Below are 20,084 nucleotides of genomic sequence, written 5' to 3' on the forward strand. Positions count from 1 at the left end.
GTTTATTAGGTTGTTAAGTATTGCTAAAGTAACAAATCAAATAGAAACAAAAATATTAAAATGATAATTTTTTAACATTAAAATTATATTATCAATAATTTAAAAACCAATTAAACATCAAAAAAATAAAATAAACTGACTTTATATTAACAGATTACTAATACAAATACTTGTGCAAAACAAAAACCCCTTTTACTTTGCAGTAAAAGGGGTTTAATATTTTGGATAAATTTACTTCTTAGATAGTAAAATTACCATTTTTCTTATGCTCGCTATTCTCATAACGCTCAACACATTTATTTAAAATCTCATAGGCTTCTTTTGCATCACCCCATGCTCCGATATCTACTTTTTTCATTTCTAAGTCCTTATATACTTGAAAAAAGTGAGTGATTTCTTTAACTCTGTGAGGATTTAAATCGTCAATATCGTTGTAGCTATTCCAAATTGGATCTGTAGTTGGTACACAAATAATTTTTTCGTCTGGTCCTTTTTCATCAGCCATGTGGAATACACCAATTGGCTTAACCTCCATTACACAACCTGGAAAAGTTGGCTCAGTTCCCATAACTAAAACATCTAATGGATCACCATCTAATGCTAATGTTTCTGGAATAAAACCGTAATCTCCTGGATACATCATTGAAGAAAATAACATACGGTCAAAACGGATTTTATTTAATTCAAAATCGTATTCGTATTTATTTCTGCTTCCTTTTGGTATCTCTATTAATACATCAAATGTTAATTTTCCTCCTGGACTCATATTCTTTATTTTTAGTTTCCGTCAAGCGGAATTTAAATATTAATTTTTACTTTTTCGGGATGCGAAAGTACGAGATTATTTAGGTATTGGCAAGAGAAACGTTTTGATTTTTGCCAACAACACTATTTTTATCCTATTTTCAATTTAGACTAAGTCAAAAACAACCAGTTATATAGGCTTTAAAACCCACAGTTCTACTTCTTCTAAAGCACGCCAATGTTGATCTCTTTTTGTTTTATCAGAAGCCAATTTAACTTTACGTTTTAAACATTTTTCTAACTCAAAGCGTCCACCTTCTGCTAATTCCTTTTCTATAGGGTGTGCTTTAGTTACTTCTGTTATCTGAGCCAGGTTTGAAAACAACAAGACTAACTTACCGTCTGGCAATAAACGTTGTTTTGCACTTTCAAAAAAGTCAGGAAACAAACTTTCGTTATAATATATAGCTTCGTCTAACCTATTTAAACGACTAGACGTTGGTAACCACGGTGGGTTAAAAACAATCAGCTCCGTTTGCTTTTCATGTGTTCCAAAAAGATTAGCGTATTCCAACGTAATTTTTCTAGACAACTTGGTATCCTTAATAGATTCGTTTAATCCAAAAATAGCATTAGGATTAGTATCCGTACCATGTACTTTTTGAAAACCGTGTTTTACCATTTGCAGTGATAACACACCACTTCCAATTCCCACATCAATTGCGGATTTTTTTGGTCCTTCATAACGCTTTAACCAATTGTCAAATAAAATTAAATGATCATAACGCGTTGGAAAGTACGTCCCAAAATAAGGATGTATTTTATTACGTAACACAGGAATGTTTACACCATTTTCATACCATTGCCATGCACTGTTAAGTCCTTGAACTTGTACAAATGGCAATAAAAAACGACTAGCTTCTGGATATAATTTTTCTAACCAACCAATAGCTGGTGCTTTTTTGACTGCTAATTTATAATCAACAATTTCGATCAAAATTAAGCTAGACAATTTTTTATATTGCGCTCTGTATTCGCGTTGCTCTTTAAAAGACTTATTAGGCAACTTTTTATGTAAGTAAACTTTTAACTCCTTTAATAGTGTTAATCCATTACTATAAAATGCTGTTATTAATACAGGATGACCAGCTTCTAATGTTTTTATTGTTAATCTAACATCTGTTCCTTTACTAAATAACATTAACTGTTTATCTGAAACAATTATTTCTGGCTTATTTAGAGTTAACTCTGACATGCCATTTACTTCTGCTTTTGATACAGCCATATATATTTTAAATTGAAACGTTTTGCAAACTACAACAGCACGCAAGACGTAAGATTGAAATCAATAATTTACTATTTGTTTTTAGAAGTAGAAACCAAAACTACCGGTAATACCAAATTTTCTAGCATCTGGATTAGTTACTGGATCCAAATAGTTACCTCTAAAATTAAAGTCTATTCTAAAGACTTTAAAAATATTACCTACACCAACGCTATACTCATAATACGCTTCAGTCTTTGGTGCTCTATAAACTAAACCTGACGCATTAATATCTCTATTTTCCTGAGAAACATCTCCAATAACGCCTCTTGCTCCAACAATAGCTCTTAAATTATACTTTTTAAGAAATGGAATACGAGAAAATAAACGTCCGTTAAAGTTATGCTCAATATGCAATGTTGCATATTCATCCGTAACAAACTCGTAAAAATCTAAGTTCGAAAACGTATTATATATTGAAAAATAACTTTGATTACCTGGCACAACGCTAAGTAATCCTAATGGCACTTCTCCAAATGTTTTTCCTGCTTCAATAGTAGTATATAAACGACCATAACCTCCTAAAGCCCATGGTTGGGTGTAAGAAAATTGTAATCTTGTATAATCAAAATCACTATTTAAAACACTTTTATCTCCAACAGTTACTTGAGCAAATAGCCTTGCAAAATCATCGTTTTTAGTACGACGCTCTACTCCATACCCTGTCATTTCACGTTTTGGAAAATAAGACATAGAAAAGGCTGTTTCGTATTGCTTAACTTCAGATTTAGTTGCTGTTTGTGTGGCATCTGTAAAATAATCTAAACTAAACGTTTGAGAGGCAGATTCCAAAGTTCTATAACTTCCGCTTAAGCGAGTAATTACATTTCTAAAAGGCTCAGCTTCGATAGATAATGTACTTAAATTTAAGTTAGTTAATTTATCATTTGTCCCTGTCCCAACTACAGAGCTACTGGCTAAACTTCGCCCTAAAACATCAGTACTAGTGGTTAAACTAGCTCCAATTTGCTCCACATCACGACGGTTACCTCCAGAGATAATTAAACGACTACGCTTATCAAGTAACCATTTACCTGATAGACCATATTTAAACTTATTATCTCTAAACCCGTAGGCTGTAAATCCTTCAATACGCCATAAATCGTTTTGCCCAAAATAAGTACGTCCTCCTGCTCTTAACCTTACTCCTTCTACTTCATTATAACCAAATGTTGAAAAGATCGGACCATAATCTAAATTAAGCTGAGGAAACTCTACATAACCCGAAGCTAGTATACTTCCTAAGTTATATAGGCGTTTAAATTTTTGAGTGTTTTTTAAAGAGTCCAGCATGACGTATACGCCTTTTTCGTCCTTACTTAAGGTTTCCATTCGGTTTTGGTCCCAAAAACTATCGTCTTGATTATAAATATCTTCATCAAAACTGAATACTTTTTCTTTATAAAACTTAGGGTCTTTTTCTTGATCAAACTTATAGTTATCGTACAATGTAGTACGCTTACCATAAATACCTTTTGATTTTTCTTTTTTATTAAAAGCAAAATCACTCATAAAGTAATCACGCTTTATTAAAAACACCGAGTCGTTTAAGACCTCAAACTCTTGTTCTATATAAATTTCTTTTACCCAGTTTATGTTGGCACTTTTAGAAGCCTGCATATTAATTTCCTTAATTGCGAAGGTGGTATCTGCAACCCAAAAATCGCCTTTAAAAGTTAATTCGTTTTTACGTCTTGGATAATAAATAATATTATAACACCATTTATTATCTATATAACTACTATCTGCTAATACGTAGTTATAGGTCTGAATTCCTGTTCTGGAAATTGGACTAGTAAAACTTTTATCAAAAAACTTAAGGTAATTATCATACACATCGTATTCTGAATATAAGTCATCCACAAAGTCAATAATAATTTGATTATTACTAAACCCTGAGTTTTTGTTTCCTTTTAAAATATCACGCTTTGCCTTGGTTATATTATCTCCATAGACCTCGCTAGACGACTCGTTAATAAACATTGGCAAATACGTTTTACCTGTAACTTTAGACGTATCCACTTGATCAAAAACAAACTCCATACCTCTAAATAGTTTACTTTCCATTAAAGTGCTGTCCACTGTATTAAGGTCAAACTCTACTTTCTCGTATTTATCATACTGGTATTGTTTGTACTTTTTTAAACCGTTACTACGTTTGTTAGCCCAGATTTTTCTAAGAATATCAATTGCTGGGTTATTTTTTTTAGACTGCTTACCTGATACAATAAAGACTTCGTCAAGTGCAGCAACTTCTTCTTTTAGAATAAATTTTAAATCGTAATTAACTTTTTTCTCAAGCTTAATTTCTTGTGTTTCAAAACTAATAAAAGAGACTACAATGGTGTCCCATGTGTTTTCGTCTTCAAGATAAAAACGACCTTCCTCATTGGTAATAACACCAACAGACGATCCTTTAAAAACGACATTTGCAAAAGATATTGGCTGATCAAACTCGTCAAAAACAACACCACTGACCTTAGTTTGTGCGATTGCAAAAAGACTTCCGAAGATAAAAAAGAGGCAAAAAAGTTTACTATTCATATTTAGGCATTTAATACAAAAAGCTTCATCAACAATCGTGCTAATGAAGCTTTTAATAAATAGAAAATACTATTTTTTTATTTATACATTACTTTTTTAACAGCAGTAATAACATCTGTATGGTCCGGTAACCATTCTGCTAATAATACTGGAGAGTAAGGTGCAGGTGTATCTGCAGTGTTAATTTTTATAATTGGAGCATCTAAATAATCAAATGCTTCACTTTGTACCAAATAAGTAATTTCAGTCGCAACGTTTCCAAATGGCCATGCTTCTTCTAAAATTATTAAGCGGTTTGTTTTCTTTACAGATTTAACAATGGCTTCTCTATCCATTGGACGTACTGTACGTAAATCGATAATCTCACAAGAAATACCATCTTTAGCTAATTGCTCTGCTGCGATATAAGCCTCTTTAATAATCTTACCAAAAGATACGATTGTTACATCTGTACCTTCTCTTTTTATCTCAGCAACTCCTAATGGTATTGTGTATTCTCCTTCTGGCACTTCTCCTTTATCACCATACATTTGCTCACTTTCCATGAAGATCACAGGATCGTTATCACGAATTGCAGATTTTAATAAACCTTTAGCATCATACGGATTTGAAGGTACTACTACCTTTAGACCTGGTGTATTTGCAAACCAATTTTCAAAAGCCTGAGAGTGTGTTGCACCTAATTGTCCTGCACTTCCTGTAGGACCTCTAAATACAATAGGACAATTAAATTGTCCACCAGACATTTGTCTAATTTTAGCAGCGTTATTTATAATTTGATCAATACCAACTAACGAAAAGTTAAACGTCATGTATTCTACAATTGGTCTGTTACCTGTCATGGTAGAACCTATAGCAATACCAGCAAATCCAAGCTCGGCAATTGGTGTATCAATAACACGTTTTGCACCAAACTCATCTAACATCCCTTTTGATGCTTTATATGCACCATTATATTCTGCTACTTCTTCTCCCATTAAGTAAATGCTTTCATCTCTGCGCATTTCTTCACTCATGGCTTCACATATAGCTTCTCTAAATTGAATTGTCTTCATCTAAATAATAATTTGAAAAGCAAAAATAACAATAAATGAAAAACTTTTAACTACAGAATTATTTAAAATTTACTATGCATGCATAGTATTTTTTCGAAATAAAATAATTATCTTCGTGTCCGTAAGATTTAAGCGGATTTTTAAAGACTTAAATTTATCAAAAATTAAATAAAAGTTAGACAAACTATATCGTTATAGTTGATTGCATCTAACGTAACAGAACTCATAAAACAAAAATAATATGAAAATTTTAGTGTGTATTAGTCATGTACCAGATACGACATCAAAAATTAATTTTACAGATGGAGATTCAAAATTTGACACAACTGGAGTGCAATTTGTAATTAATCCAAACGACGAATTTGGTTTAACACGTGCTATGTGGTTTAAAGAAAAACAAGGTGCATCTGTAGATGTTATAAATGTTGGAGGACCAGAAACCGAACCTACTTTACGTAAAGCTTTAGCTATTGGTGCAGATACCGCTATTAGAGTTAATACGGAAGCTAAAGATGGGTACCAAGTTGCTAAAGAAATTGCTAACGTAGTAAAAGAAGGTGGTTACGACTTAGTAATTGCTGGTCGTGAGTCTATTGATTATAACGGTGGAATGGTACCTGGTATGATTGCAGAAATGATTGACGCAAATTTTGTAACAAACTGTATTAGTTTAGATGTGGATGGTACAACTGCTAAAGCTGTAAGAGAAATTGATGGTGGTAAAGAAACGGTTGCTACTGCATTACCTTTAGTTATTGGTGGTCAAAAAGGTTTAGTTGAAGAAAGTGATTTACGTATCCCAAACATGAGAGGGATTATGATGGCAAGAAAAAAACCATTAACTGTTGTTGAGCCAGTTGGCGCGTCTGTTGAAACGTCTTCTGTTAAATTTGAAAAACCTACTCCAAAAGGTGCGGTAACTTTAGTTGCTCCTGATAATTTAGATGAGTTAGTTAACTTACTTCACAACGAAGCTAAAGTAATATAAATCCAATATTAAAATTCCGTATTCCAAGAAATCAAACTTTGGAATATAGCTTTGGAGTTTTAATTTTTAAAATAAAAAATTATGTCAGTTTTAGTATATACAGAATCAGAAAACGGAGCCTTTAAAAAAACAGCTCTAGAAGTAGCATCTTATGCAAAAGCAGTTGCAGACCAAATGGGAACAACTGTAACAGCTATAACAGTTAATGCAAATGATGTTTCAGAATTAGGACAATACGGAGTAGATAAGGTATTAAAAATATCAGATGCTTCTTTAAATAACTTTAATGCAAAATCTTATGCTTCTGCAATTGCACAAGCAGCAAAAAACGAAGATGCTAAAGTTGTAATAGTAAGTCAAAGTGCAGATAGCAAATATTTAGCACCTATATTATCAGTAGCTTTAGAAGCTGGTTACGCCTCTAATGTTATGGAAGCGCCATCATCTACCGCTCCTTTTACAGTAAAACGTACAGCATTTACAAACAAAGCGTTTAATTTAACTACAATTGATACAGATGTAAAAATTGTTGGTGTTTCTAATAACTCTTTTGGATTAGTAGAAAAAAGTGCTAGCGCTGCTGCGGAAGATTTTGCACCAAGCTTACCTGCTACAGGAGTAACTGTAGAGTCTGTAGATAAAGCAACAGACAAAGTAACTATTGCTGATGCTGAAATAGTAGTATCTGCAGGACGTGGAATGAAAGGACCAGAAAACTGGGGAATGATTGAAGAGTTAGCAGATGTTTTAGGAGCAGCAACAGCATGTTCTAAACCCGTATCTGACTTAGGATGGAGACCACACAGTGAGCACGTTGGACAAACAGGAAAACCAGTAGCATCAAACTTATATATTGCAATCGGAATCTCTGGTGCAATACAACATTTAGCAGGTATTAATGCCTCTAAAGTAAAAGTGGTTATTAACACAGATCCAGAAGCACCTTTCTTTAAAGCAGCAGATTATGGAGTTGTTGGAGATGCTTTTGAAGTGGTACCACAATTAATAGAAAAGTTAAAAGCATTTAAGGCAGCAAACGCCTAAGTTTTTATAAAATTAAGTTCTTATTAACAAAGGACTGTTTAAATTATGTACAAAAACTACTTATCGTAGTTTGGTAAAGTCCTAATTTAAACGGTTCTTTGTTTTTTATACACTATGAGTTTAGTCCGATTAAATATAAAAGGTATTTCTTACAGCCAAACACAAAATGGTGCGTATGCACTTATTCTAAACGAAGTTGATGGCGATCGTAAATTACCAATTGTTATTGGTGCTTTTGAAGCGCAGTCTATTGCTATAGCATTAGAAAAAGAAATTAGACCACCAAGACCACTCACCCACGACCTATTTAAAAACTTTGCAGATCGTTTTGATATTGTGGTTAAACAAGTTATTATTCATAAATTAGTAGATGGTGTATTTTACTCCTCTTTAATTTGCGAGCGCGATAAAATCGAAGAAATTATTGATGCTAGAACTAGCGATGCTATTGCATTAGCCTTACGTTTTAAAGCGCCAATTTTTACATATAAAAACATACTGGACAAAGCCGGAATATACCTAAAGGTTGACCCTACACAAGAAAATGATCCAGATAACATCCTTGTTGAAGATATAATAAACGAAGAGTTTGAATTAGAAGACGAACAAGACGATTATTTTTCTAAAACAACAGAAGAACTACACAACCTTTTAGACGAAGCTGTAACTAATGAAGATTACGAAAAAGCAGCTAAAATCAGAGATGAAATCTCTAAACGATAATCCCTTTACAATGAAATATTTTATACTTGCTATTCTAGCGACTTTAACGAGCATTACATCTACCTATGCTCAGGATATTGAAAAAGAATGGCAGCTTGAAGCAGGTCAAACTAAATTAGACTCGACAAGTTTAGACTTATCTGATAAAGATGTACTAACCATTAAAGATGGTAGTTTTAATCATAACAATTTATTTGGAGACTATTTATTTCAAAACAATGTACTAGTATTTTATTATGATACACCTAGCGATGTTTCTCAACGTTTAAAAGTACAAACCTTAACAGATTCTACTTTAGTTTTCAAACAAAAAGAAAACATTTATTCGTTTAAAATAAAAGAAAAAACAGCTGCGCAACTTGCAGTATCTGAAGCTAACAAAATAATACCTAGTGGTGGTTTTTCTGTAACTAGTCTATGGAGAGGTGCTTTAGGAATGGTTGCTTTATTATTTATTTCATTTTTATTTAGTAGCAACAGAAAAGCTATCGATTGGAAAATTGTAGTGATTGGTTTAGCCTTTCAGTTACTAATTGCAATTGGGGTTTTAAAAGTTGATTTTATAAAAACAGCATTCGAATTTATTGGAGGTCTATTTATAAGTGTTTTAGATTTTACTAGAGCCGGAAGTAAATTTTTATTCGAAGGATTAGTGGTTGATATGGATACTTTCGGATTTATTTTCGCTTTCCAAGTATTACCAACTATCATTTTCTTTTCTGCATTAACTTCTTTATTATTTTATCTAGGTATTATCCAAAGAGTAGTAAAAGCTATGGCTTGGTTATTATCAAAAGCGCTTAAAATTTCTGGAGCAGAAAGCTTAAGTGTTGCAGGAAATATCTTTTTAGGACAAACAGAAGCGCCATTACTTATTAAAGCTTACTTAGAAAAAATGACTAAATCAGAAATGCTTTTAGTTATGATTGGAGGTATGGCAACAGTAGCAGGAGCAGTACTTGCTGCATATATTGGCTTTTTAGGTGGTGATGATGAAGTGTTACGTTTATTTTACGCTAAGCATTTATTAGCAGCTTCCGTAATGGCAGCTCCTGGTGCCATAGTTATTTCAAAAATATTATTTCCTCAAACAGAAGAGGTAAATACAGATGTAGAAGTCTCTCAAGACAAAATAGGTTCTAACATATTAGACGCTATAGCCAACGGTACAACTGAAGGTTTAAAACTAGCTGTTAATGTTGGAGCAATGCTATTAGTATTTGTTGCTTTTATAGCCATGTTAAATGGTATTTTAGGTTGGGTTGGAGATGTTACTAACCTAAACGCCTGGATTGCTTTAAACACAAGTTATAAAGCTTTATCTCTAGAACTTATATTGGGTTACATCTTTGCACCACTAATGTGGTTAATAGGTGTCGCACAAGCAGATATGGCACTTATGGGGCAACTATTAGGTATTAAATTAGCTGCAAGTGAATTTGTAGGTTACATACAATTAGCAGAACTTAAAAATGTAGCTAATGCAACACACTTATCTTATGAGAAGTCAATAATTATGGCAACTTATATGCTTTGTGGTTTTGCTAACTTTGCCTCTATTGGAATTCAAATTGGAGGTATTGGATCTTTAGCGCCAGGACAACGTAAAACCTTGTCTAAATTCGGGATGAAAGCACTACTTGGAGGTACTATAGCATCACTAATATCTGCAACTATTGCAGGTATGATTATTGGATAATAATCACTAGAATTTCAGATATTTTATTTTAACAAAAAAATACTTAAAAGCTCATATTAAACAAATAATATGAGCTTTTAAATTTTAAAATATCAAAAACAAACTTCAATATATTTCGAGCAATCCAAAATTAAAATTGTTTTTATTAATTTTGCTGAAATAGTTTATAGTAAAAATTATAGTAACTAACACTTAATTAAAAACATTCTGCCATCACAGAACTACACTATATGAAACAATATCACGACTTAGTTAAGCACATATTAGAACATGGAAACGAAAAAGGAGACCGTACAGGCACTGGAACAAAAAGCGTTTTTGGTTATCAAATGCGTTTTGACTTAAGTAAAGGTTTCCCGATGTTAACAACCAAGAAACTACACTTAAAATCTATTATTTATGAGTTACTTTGGTTTTTAAAAGGAGATACAAACATCAACTACCTTACTGAAAATGGCGTTAAAATATGGAATTCTTGGGCTGATGAAAATGGTGATTTAGGACCTGTTTACGGACACCAATGGAGAAATTGGAATAGTGATGAGATTGACCAAATTAAAGACGTTATAGACACCTTAAAAAACAATCCTAATAGTAGACGTATGTTAGTGTCTGCATGGAACCCGTCTGTTTTACCTGACAATTCCAAAAGTTTTTCTGAGAATGTTGCTAATGGAAAAGCTGCATTACCACCGTGTCATGCCTTTTTCCAGTTTTACGTAGCAGATGGCAAATTATCTTGCCAACTATACCAACGTAGTGCAGATACGTTTTTAGGAGTCCCTTTTAATATTGCTTCTTATGCCTTGTTTACTATGATGATAGCACAAGTTTGTGGTTATGAAGCTGGTGATTTTATACACACTTTTGGAGATGCACATATTTATAGCAACCATTTTGAGCAACTGGAATTACAACTATCTAGAGATGTAAGACCATTACCAACAATGACAATTAATCCTGATGTAAAGGATATTTTTGATTTTAAATTTGAAGATTTCAAATTAGAAAACTATAACCCACACCCGCATATCAAAGGTGCTGTGGCAGTTTAAACAGTATCCTTTTAATTACAAAAACAAATAGAGCGCTTAATAACTAAGCGCTCTATTTGTTTTTATAAGTTTATCACACTATTATCTGCAGCAGCATAATCATTCCAAGCATACCCATCTGCTTCCACGTCATTCTGCCATTGTCCATCAACAACGTATTTAAACTCGTAAGCCTGACCTGCTTCTAGGTTTACAGTCCCTTTAAAGGTTCCGTTTTTTAACTTTTTTAATGGTTCTGCTTCAGTATTCCATTCATTCCAATTACCTGCAACAGTAACTTGCTTTGCTTCTGCTGCCGGAACAGTAAAAGTTACTTTACAAACTGGTTTACTTTTCAAAAATTGTTTCTTAATAGCCATAATATAAGTGTTTTAAAGATTCAAAATTAGATAAGATTTTTTCAGCCATCAAAATAAAAAATAACTAATTTTAAACTTTTATGAGATTATTAAAATTACTGCCTAAAAACATCTATTTCGTTAATTTAATGGCAATAAATTGTTAATATTATTAACACAAAAACAGCTGTAAACAATTGATAATCAAACTATATCGATTTCGTCTACAAATATTAAAAGCAAATCTCATAAATTCATTAACTTTACATAATAATAGCGACCTATGTTCGGAATAAAGAAAAAAGAAAAACCTCAAATAGATAAAGAGCAATTAGAATTAATTAAAAATGCTCAGCGTAGAATTAAGCAAAAAAAGCGTTTGTATGCGCATTTTGTAATCTTCTTAATTGGTGCTGTATTTTTAATAGTAGCAAACACCGTTTTAGGAATAGGAAAAGAAACCAAATTTTTTGGAATTGATTGGTTTGTATTTGCTATTATGGCTTGGCTGTTTTTCTTTTTATATCATTTATTTAGTGTCTTTGTAACTTCAAAATTTATGGGTAAAGAATGGGAAGAACAACAATTAGCAAAACTAGTCACTAAGCAGAAGGTCAGAATTGAAAAATTAAAACTACAAGTGGAGAAAGAAGATTTAACACTTGCAAAAAGTGAAGTTTTTAAAGCACAACAAACTAAAGCGATTAACAATCTAACCATGATTGTTGCTGCAGGTGAGAATAATGAAATTGGTAAAAACAACGATTTAATTTGGCATTTACGTGATGATTTAAAGCGCTTTAAAGCACTAACTTCTGGTCATCATATAATCATGGGACGCAAGACATTTGAGAGCTTTCCAAAGCCATTACCTAACCGTACACATATTGTAATTTCAAGACAGTCTGACTATAAAGTACCTGAAGGTGTTATTGTAGTAAACAATATAGAAGCTGCTATTGCCTTAGCTAAAGATGATGCACAACCATTTATTATTGGGGGTGGAGAAATTTACAAACTAGCTATGCCCTATGCTTCTAAACTTGAATTAACTCGTGTACATTCAAATTTTGATGCAGACACATTCTTTCCGGAGATTGATCTATCTGTTTGGAAAGAAACTGCAAATACCTTTCATACAAAAGACGAAAACCATGACTTTGAGTTTTCATTTGTAACTTATCAAAGAGATTAATTCACTCTAAAATTTAATTTAAAAAAAGGGTAATCTAACTTTAGTTTAAATTTAACACCAAAAACATACCTCTTAGTATCTTTTAAATATACATTTGTAACATGTTGCAAAACGAAAAATCAGAACTTACCAAACAAATAATCTTAGACAAGTCGTTTACATTATTTTACGAAAATGGTTTTAAAACCACTAGCGTAGATAAGATAATGAAAGCAACAAAGTTGACTAAAGGTGCTTTTTATCATCATTACAAAAACAAAAAAGAACTTGGGCTAGCAGTCATAAGTCTAAAAGTGCAACAACGTGTTTACAAAGGTATGATTACACCATTGTACCAATCTGGTAATGCTTTACAGATTTTAGAGACTACGTTTTTAGACCGCTTAAAATCCTTTCCAGTTTACGACAAACAGCATGGTTGTCCCATGAATAATTTTATAAATGAAGTTGGTGATCTTGAAGTTGCCTACCAATTAGCTTTACGACGTATTATTGAAGATTGGAAAGCGGCATTAATAACCTTAATAGATAGAGGGCAAAAAGAAAACACCATTAGTAAAACACTGTCAAGTAAAGCTATAGCCGTGTATTTAATAAGTGCTTTTGAAGGGATACGTGGCATTAGAAAACTGTATGATACTGATGATATTCTAGACCAATATATCGATGGATTATCGTTATACCTAAAACAAATTAAAGCGTAATTTTTTTTAAAACAAAACATACCATGTAGTATGTTTTAAATAATTATATATGAAGAAAGAACAAAACAAAAGAAGAGATTTTATTAAAAAGGCAGCATTAGCAAGTTTAGTAGCGCCCCACCTAGCCTTCTCAACATCAACTAAAAATACACAAGACACTATAACAATAGCCCAAAGACCTAAAGTTTTATTTTTTGATGTCAACGAGACGTTATTAGATCTTACCGCTATGAAAGATAGTGTGGGGCAAGTGTTAGGTGGCCGAAAAGATTTATTATCCCTTTGGTTTACAACCATGTTACAATACTCCTTAGTAAGTACAGTTGGAAACCAATATAACGATTTTGGTATTATAGGTGCTGCTGCCCTACAAATGGTAGCTGCCAACAACGGAATTACGTTAACCGAAGCACAAGCTAAAGCTTCTATCCTAGGCCCTATAAGATCATTACCAGCACATCCTGAAGTAAAAGCTAGTTTACAAAAATTAAAGGATGCAGGTTACAAATTGGTATCTTTTACAAACTCTTCTAATAAAGGTGTAGAAACACAATTTAAAAACTCAGGCTTATTAAATTATTTTGACGAAAGATTAAGTGTAGAAGACATCGGTAAATTTAAACCACACGTAGATGCTTACATTTGGGCCGCAAGAAAAATGCAAATAAAACCTGAAGAATGCCTGTTAGTTGCTGCCCATGGTTGGGATATTGCAGGAGCACTTTGGGCCAATTGGCGTGGCGCATTTATTAGTAGACCAGGAGCACAATTATATCCATTAGCAGAAAAGCCCGAAATTATAGCCTCAGATTTAGCTTTAATTACAGATCAATTAATAGCTTTAAAATAAGTATCATCCTAAATTAATAATTCATAATACCAAAACACATGACATTAGAAAACAAAGTCATCATAGTTACTGGTTCTTCTAGAGGAATTGGTAAAGAAATAGCACAATTATTAGCCAAAAACGGAGCTAAAATAATTGTAAATCATTCTAATAGCGAAAAAGAAGCTTCGGCTACTGTACAAAGCATAAAAGACAATAACGGTGAGGCTATAGCGATAAAAGCAGATGTAAGTAACCGAGAAGATGTTACTAGATTATTTGATCAAGCTATAGCGCAATATGGTAAAATTGATGTTTTAATAAACAATGCAGGTGTAATGATTTCAAAAAAAATCAAGGATAACACACAAGACGATTTTAATAAGCAGTTTGACATCAATGTTAAAGGTGTCTTTAATACGCTACAAGAAGCAGACAGTAAGTTAGCCGATAATGGAATTATTATAAGCGTTTCATCAAGCACAGTAAAATTAATGTTTCCAACCTACGCCCTTTATTCGGCTTCTAAAGCTGCTGTAGAGCAAATAACGCGCGTATTTTCAAAAGAAATTGGAAGAGGAATATCCGTAAATGCAATTGCCCCAGGCGCTACAGAAACTGAGTTGTTTTTAAAAGGAAAATCACAAGAATTTATAGATAAACTAAGTAGCATGAATGCCTTTAACAGACTAGCAAAACCAATAGACATTGCTAAAGTCGTTTTGTTTTTAGCTAGTGATGACTCCAAATGGATCTCAGGTCAAGTTATTGGCGCCAATGGTGCTTTAGTATAATTGATTAAACAAAAAAAAGCAAAATTCTAATATTAGAATTTTGCTTTTTTTATATGATTTTATAATCTAAGATTATAAACTGTTATTATAACATCTTAAGAGTGTTAACTTCTTGTTCCGTTAAAATTTTCCAGTTACCTCTAGGAATATCTTTTTTAGTTAAATGTGCTATCTGTACACAATCTATTCTTACTAACTCATATTTTAAGTGTTCAAAAATAGTATGTAAAATAGTATTACCTGTATTCTTTATTTTTACACCAACTTCGTTTTTAGTATTATTTACGTAGTCAATTTCTTCAACTTTTACAGATTTACCTTCTACTTTAAATCCTTCTCTAATCTTCTTCATGTCTTCCATTTTTAAGTTTTTATCCAACTCTAAATGAAATAAACGCTCAACTCCTTTATTAGAATTTGTAAAACGAGCAACAACTTTTTCGTCATTAGTAAACAACAATAACCCGGTAGAGTTACGTCCTAAACGTCCAATTGGTTTAATTCTAGAACTTGTAGAATTACCGACTAAATCCATTACCGTTTTACCTTTCTGGTCACTAGTAGTAGTTGCAAATCCTTTTGGCTTGTTTAATAAAACGTAAGCCTTTTTTTCTGGATTTATTCTTGCTCCATCGTAACGCACCTCGTCTTCTAACTTTACTTTATAGCCCATTTCAACGACTACTTTACCGTTAACGGACACTAATCCCATTGCAATATGCTGATCTGCTTCTCTACGAGAACACATACCAGAATTGGCAACGTATTTATTTAAACGTATTTCGCCTGGAATAGAAACTCTTTTCTGTCCAGGTTTTTTATCAAAAGCAGGCTTAGATGACTCATCGGCAACATCTTTCCCTCTTTTTTTAGGTCTAAAAGGTGCTCTTGGATTAGCTTTCCCTTTTCCTTTGTCCTTTCCTTCGCGTGCTTTACTCATGATATAATTTTGTGCAAATTTACAATGTTTTTTTGATTATAAATTAAAAAGATTCTTAATCGTTAAACTCGACTGTAGATTGTCTTTGTCTATTCACTGTTAGCTTGGTAACATCTGGTCTAGAATAGTGTCCAACAACGTCAAAATTCTGACGTTCTTCCAACACGCGATTAAAATCTAAAGTCGCAGTAATCAAGCCTTCTTTATGTAAAACAGGTTCAATAATCCATTCGCCATCAGGTCCAGCAATGCAACTTCCGCCATTAGCTAACACCTCCGGAGCGTTAGTTAAAATGGTATCTAAATGCGGTGTACTTTCAGGAAAATCTTTTTTAGTCATAAGACTTGAAGCCGAAATCACATAACTTCTTGATTCCCTTGCAATAAAACGAGTGATATCTTTAGTATTATGATCACTTCCAGGCCAAACAGCAATATGAAGATTTTCTCCTAAACCATATAATGCAGTTCTTGGTAATGGCATCCAATTTTCCCAACAATTTAGACCTCCTACTGTAAATTGTTTTAAAGGATGCACTTGCAAACCGTTACCGTCACCAGGCGCCCAAGTTAATCGCTCATCATAGGTTGGTTGTAATTTTCTATGCACAGATTTAATAACTCCTGCAGCGTCAATATATACAAGAGACGCATAAATACTATGACCGCCTCTATTTTTGGCGCGTTCCATAATACCTAAATAAACCGCAATTTTATTAGTTTTAGCAAGATCACAAATACGATCTAACTCTCCCGCTTCTATCTGGATAGAATTTTTAACATACGTCGCATGCAACTCTTTATTAACTTTAGTATCCCATTCTGCTCCCCCAGTTAATGCCACCCAAAACGGATAACCTGGCACTAAAGCTTCTCCAAAAACAATTAATTCTGATCCAACATGTGCTGCATCAATTATAGATTGTTCTACTTTTTTAAGTGTTTCTAGTTTATTTAAAAGTACAGGTGTAATTTGGGCTATAGCCACTTTTAAAGTGTGTTCCATGTTTTTAAAGTATTCGGTTTAAAACTAAATCAATATCAATTAACAAGATACTAAAAACACCTGCTACAATAATAAATTTTAAAATATTATGAAGCCACAAGTATTGTGTCTTTGTGCTTGATCTCCAAAGTAGTACTAGATAAATAATTAATAAAATTTCGCACATGTAAAAATAGAGGTACATCTGTCCTATATCAAATCTGGTAATTAAAAAATACACCGGAAATAAGGTTGCTATAACTAAAAACGATATTATTTTTTTGGACATTTTTTCGCCATAAACAATGGGTACGGTTCTATAGTTTAAAGTCAGATCTCCTTTTATATTCTCTAAATCTTTAGTTAACTCTCTTATAAAAATTATAAGAAATAAAAAGGTGGCGTGTACCAAAATAACTGACTTAAAATTATAGTAGTACACAAAAATGACAAAAAAAGGTGTCAAGGTTAAAATAGCCGAAACAATATTACCAACAATAGGTCTCTTTTTTAACTTATGCGAATAAAACCAAATAGCGAATATGTAGAATGAAAAAAATAATACGGGCTTAAAAGAAACGTAGCTAGCCAAAACAACTGCTGAAAAATTAAGCACAAAATAGAAAGACAACTTAGTATTTTGACTAACCAACTTATCTAACATTGTCTTATTAGGCCTATTAATTAAGTCCTTTTCAGAATCGTAAAAATTATTGATGATATAACCACCTGCAATAACAGCTCCTGTGGCTAAAACTAGCATTAATAAATTAACATCAAACAATACTTGTTTTAATGGTTTGTCGGATGCAAAGATGTAAATAGATGCTAAGTACTGAGCAATAACTATAATAAGAATATTATAGCCTCTAACTACAGAAAACATACTAAAAAACTTTAAGTAAAGATGTTTTTGTTTTCTGGTAAACATTAATTATTTATTTGATAAGAATTTTCTTAAAACCTTATAAACAATAAATAAAATGGCAAAACTCAAAAGAAAACCAAGTATTTGCATTAAAAATAAACCTATTGAAAAATCATTTAACGTTGCTTCCATCTCAAATTAATTTTAAAAATTATAAACGACTTCTAATTTATAGTCCTTTAGTGCTTGTTCTGCTTTTTTAATATCTGGTGTAAAACCTAAAATATAACCTCCACCGCCAGAACCACAAAGTTTTAAATAGTAGTCATTAGTTTCGATTCCATTTTTCCATAACTCATGAAACTGAGCAGGAATCATCGGTTTAAAATTATTTAACACCACTTTAGATAATTGCTTGGTATTTTTAAACAACGATTTTATATCGCCTTTTAAGAAATCGTCAACACAAGCATCTGTATGTTTTATAAACTGTGTTTTAAGCATTTTTCTAAACCCTTCTTGCTTCATGCTTTCCATAAAAATGCTTACCATTGGTGCTGTTTCGCCAATAATACCAGAATCTAATAAAAACACAGCACCTTGCCCATCACTACTTTGTGTCGGGATGCCTGTAGCTTCAATATTTTCTTGAGAGTTTATTAAAATTGGTAAACTTAAATAACTATTTAATGGATCTAAACCAGACGACTTACCATGGAAAAAAGATTCCATTTCAGCAAAAACCGATTTAAGAATTAATAATTTCTCCCTAGTTAAGTTTTCTAAAACTGTAATTTTATCTTGAGCATATTTATCATAAATAGCCGCAACAAGTGCTCCGCTACTTCCTACACCATATCCTTGTGGGATTGATGAGTCAAAATACATTCCAGCTTTAACATCTGATTTTAATGTTTTAATATCAAACACCACCAAATCACTATCAACTTTTGCAAGATAGTCCGCAAAGCGTTTCAAACTTTTATTAGATTTTATAGCCTCTTCAGACGGATTTTCTTCCGTTTTAAGTGCACCATTATAAAAGTTATAAGGTATAGACAGTCCTTTAGAGTCTTTAATAATTCCGTACTCTCCGAACAATAAAATTTTTGAATAAAATAAAGGGCCTTTCATATGCTATCTAAATCATTGATTTTATAAAGTTACGACTGTTTTGCTCCAAAACCAATTTTATCACAAATATAGTGACCGTTTTGGCAATATGCAACTAACTGTGATTTAATGAATTCTAAAATTTGGTCTGCATCTTTTTCTGGATATAACACGTGTACATTTGCTCCGGCATCTAATGTAAAACTGATTGGCAAACCTGTCTCTTGTCTAAAACTCCAGATTTTATTAATAATCTCTAGAGTGTTTGGTTTCATTAATATAAAATAAGGCATACTAGTCATCATCATGGCATGAAGGGTTAATGCTTCGCTCTCCACTAAAGCAATAAAAGCTTCTAAATCTCCAGATTCTAATATGTTTTTAATTTTTGAAATATTACCTACTGCTTGATCAAAACGTTGCTTAGCAAAGGGATGACCATGCATTAAATTATGTCCTATTGTACTACTGACTTGCTTCTCGCCTTTATCAACCAACAAAATAGTATCCTGATAATTTTTAAAATTATCATGTACTTTATATGGATATTTAACACCAAAAAGATCGTTACTTCCTTCTATTTCTGGATGTGCACCCCAAACAACTAAATCACCTTCCAAACTTCTGCAAGCACTTCCTGACCCTAATCTGGCTAAAAATGAAGCTTTTTGAATAAAATCTGAATCAGATAATTTAGGATTTAATTGTTTTTCAATACTCATTAAACACAAAGCCAAAGCACTCATTCCTGATGCTGAAGATGCGATTCCAGAACTGTGCGGAAACGTGTTTTGCGTATGTATTGTAAAATGAAATTCTTTTAAGAAGGGTAAATATGCTTCAATACGATTGAAAAAAGTTTCAATTTTAGGATGAAAATCTGGTTTTGGCATATCATCTAAAAAAACTTCAAATGAAAAAGTAGATTGATCACCTTCTCTTTTCTCAAATTTTATTTCGGTAATTGTTTTACAGGCATCCAAAGTGAAACTAATACTAGGGTTTTCCGGAATTTGATGTTCCTTTTTTCCCCAATATTTAACTAAAGCAATGTTACTTGGAGACGACCAAGACGCTGATCCGCTTGTAAGAGTATTCGTGTATTTACCTAGTTTAAAACGAGTTGAATTCATTTATTTTAT

The 20,084-nt window shown here is 32.4% G+C and carries 19 protein-coding genes; 9 read left to right on the forward strand and 10 right to left on the reverse strand.

All coding sequences use genetic code 11. From position 1 onward, the window contains the following. Positions 1-238 precede the first annotated feature (238 nt). The 4 genes from BMZ09_RS04000 to BMZ09_RS04015 form a co-directional block, all read right to left on the reverse strand. A complete protein-coding gene (locus BMZ09_RS04000; RefSeq protein WP_090837722.1) occupies positions 239-766 on the reverse strand; it encodes an inorganic diphosphatase in 528 nt (175 codons plus the stop codon). A 168-nt stretch (positions 767-934) separates the two neighbouring features. Next, positions 935-2,029: a methyltransferase gene (locus BMZ09_RS04005; protein WP_317042594.1), complete on the reverse strand. Its 1,095-nt coding sequence runs from the start codon at positions 2,027-2,029 to the stop codon at positions 935-937. A gap of 81 nt (positions 2,030-2,110) precedes the next feature. Then, complete coding sequence (locus tag BMZ09_RS04010) at positions 2,111-4,612, reverse strand: DUF5686 family protein (RefSeq protein ID WP_090837724.1); 2,502 nt, start codon at positions 4,610-4,612, stop codon at positions 2,111-2,113. A gap of 77 nt (positions 4,613-4,689) precedes the next feature. Next, positions 4,690-5,667, reverse strand: a complete 978-nt coding sequence (locus BMZ09_RS04015; protein ID WP_090837726.1) for a pyruvate dehydrogenase complex E1 component subunit beta — start codon at positions 5,665-5,667, stop codon at positions 4,690-4,692. Positions 5,668-5,908: 241 nt separating this feature from the next. Here BMZ09_RS04015 and BMZ09_RS04020 point away from each other — a divergent pair, with 241 nt between their 5' ends. The 5 genes from BMZ09_RS04020 to BMZ09_RS04040 all read left to right on the forward strand — a co-directional run bounded on the left by BMZ09_RS04020 (position 5,909) and on the right by BMZ09_RS04040 (position 11,176). Then, complete coding sequence (locus BMZ09_RS04020; protein WP_090837728.1) at positions 5,909-6,655, forward strand: electron transfer flavoprotein subunit beta/FixA family protein; 747 nt, start codon at positions 5,909-5,911, stop codon at positions 6,653-6,655. Positions 6,656-6,736: 81 nt separating this feature from the next. Further along, positions 6,737-7,699 carry an electron transfer flavoprotein subunit alpha/FixB family protein gene (locus tag BMZ09_RS04025; RefSeq protein WP_090837730.1) on the forward strand — a complete coding sequence of 321 codons (963 nt, stop codon included), beginning with the start codon at positions 6,737-6,739 and terminating at the stop codon, positions 7,697-7,699. Between the two features lie 114 nt (positions 7,700-7,813). Continuing rightward, complete coding sequence (locus BMZ09_RS04030) at positions 7,814-8,422, forward strand: bifunctional nuclease family protein (protein WP_090837732.1); 609 nt, start codon at positions 7,814-7,816, stop codon at positions 8,420-8,422. Next, complete coding sequence (locus BMZ09_RS04035) at positions 8,403-10,121, forward strand: NupC/NupG family nucleoside CNT transporter (RefSeq protein WP_394364788.1); 1,719 nt, start codon at positions 8,403-8,405, stop codon at positions 10,119-10,121. Before BMZ09_RS04030 ends, BMZ09_RS04035 begins: the two co-directional genes overlap by 20 nt. A gap of 230 nt (positions 10,122-10,351) precedes the next feature. Continuing rightward, positions 10,352-11,176, forward strand: a complete 825-nt coding sequence (locus BMZ09_RS04040; protein WP_090837736.1) for a thymidylate synthase — start codon at positions 10,352-10,354, stop codon at positions 11,174-11,176. A gap of 62 nt (positions 11,177-11,238) precedes the next feature. Here the strand turns inward: BMZ09_RS04040 and BMZ09_RS04045 are convergent, their stop codons facing one another. Then, positions 11,239-11,535: an isoamylase early set domain-containing protein gene (locus BMZ09_RS04045; protein WP_090837738.1), complete on the reverse strand. Its 297-nt coding sequence runs from the start codon at positions 11,533-11,535 to the stop codon at positions 11,239-11,241. 262 nt (positions 11,536-11,797) lie between these two features. On the opposite strand from BMZ09_RS04045, the gene BMZ09_RS04050 reads away from it, so the two are divergent. The 4 genes from BMZ09_RS04050 to BMZ09_RS04065 all read left to right on the forward strand — a co-directional run bounded on the left by BMZ09_RS04050 (position 11,798) and on the right by BMZ09_RS04065 (position 15,036). Beyond that, positions 11,798-12,709 (forward strand): dihydrofolate reductase, encoded by a 912-nt coding sequence (locus BMZ09_RS04050; RefSeq protein ID WP_090837740.1) that lies wholly within the window; start codon positions 11,798-11,800, stop codon positions 12,707-12,709. A 101-nt stretch (positions 12,710-12,810) separates the two neighbouring features. Continuing rightward, positions 12,811-13,413 carry a TetR/AcrR family transcriptional regulator gene (locus tag BMZ09_RS04055; RefSeq protein WP_090837742.1) on the forward strand — a complete coding sequence of 201 codons (603 nt, stop codon included), beginning with the start codon at positions 12,811-12,813 and terminating at the stop codon, positions 13,411-13,413. A 49-nt stretch (positions 13,414-13,462) separates the two neighbouring features. Then, complete coding sequence (locus tag BMZ09_RS04060) at positions 13,463-14,263, forward strand: haloacid dehalogenase type II (protein WP_090837743.1); 801 nt, start codon at positions 13,463-13,465, stop codon at positions 14,261-14,263. Positions 14,264-14,301: 38 nt separating this feature from the next. After that, positions 14,302-15,036, forward strand: a complete 735-nt coding sequence (locus tag BMZ09_RS04065; protein WP_090837745.1) for an SDR family oxidoreductase — start codon at positions 14,302-14,304, stop codon at positions 15,034-15,036. A gap of 85 nt (positions 15,037-15,121) precedes the next feature. On the opposite strand, the gene BMZ09_RS04070 is transcribed toward BMZ09_RS04065, so the two are convergent. The 5 genes from BMZ09_RS04070 to BMZ09_RS04090 all read right to left on the reverse strand — a co-directional run bounded on the left by BMZ09_RS04070 (position 15,122) and on the right by BMZ09_RS04090 (position 20,075). After that, complete coding sequence (locus tag BMZ09_RS04070) at positions 15,122-15,976, reverse strand: pseudouridine synthase (RefSeq protein WP_090837746.1); 855 nt, start codon at positions 15,974-15,976, stop codon at positions 15,122-15,124. 55 nt (positions 15,977-16,031) lie between these two features. Beyond that, entirely contained in the window at positions 16,032-16,982 is a 951-nt protein-coding gene (locus BMZ09_RS04075) for a carbon-nitrogen hydrolase family protein (RefSeq protein WP_090837748.1), read from the reverse strand. 4 nt (positions 16,983-16,986) lie between these two features. After that, positions 16,987-17,892: a geranylgeranylglycerol-phosphate geranylgeranyltransferase gene (locus BMZ09_RS04080; RefSeq protein WP_090837749.1), complete on the reverse strand. Its 906-nt coding sequence runs from the start codon at positions 17,890-17,892 to the stop codon at positions 16,987-16,989. Between the two features lie 141 nt (positions 17,893-18,033). Further along, on the reverse strand, positions 18,034-18,963 hold the full coding sequence (locus BMZ09_RS04085; RefSeq protein ID WP_090837751.1) for a mevalonate kinase family protein: 930 nt from the start codon (positions 18,961-18,963) through the stop codon (positions 18,034-18,036). 29 nt (positions 18,964-18,992) lie between these two features. After that, positions 18,993-20,075, reverse strand: a complete 1,083-nt coding sequence (locus tag BMZ09_RS04090; RefSeq protein WP_090837753.1) for a diphosphomevalonate decarboxylase — start codon at positions 20,073-20,075, stop codon at positions 18,993-18,995. Between the last annotated feature and the right edge of the window lie 9 nt (positions 20,076-20,084).

It is taken from the genome of Olleya namhaensis (assembly GCF_900114005.1).
Classification (GTDB): domain Bacteria; phylum Bacteroidota; class Bacteroidia; order Flavobacteriales; family Flavobacteriaceae; genus Olleya; species Olleya namhaensis.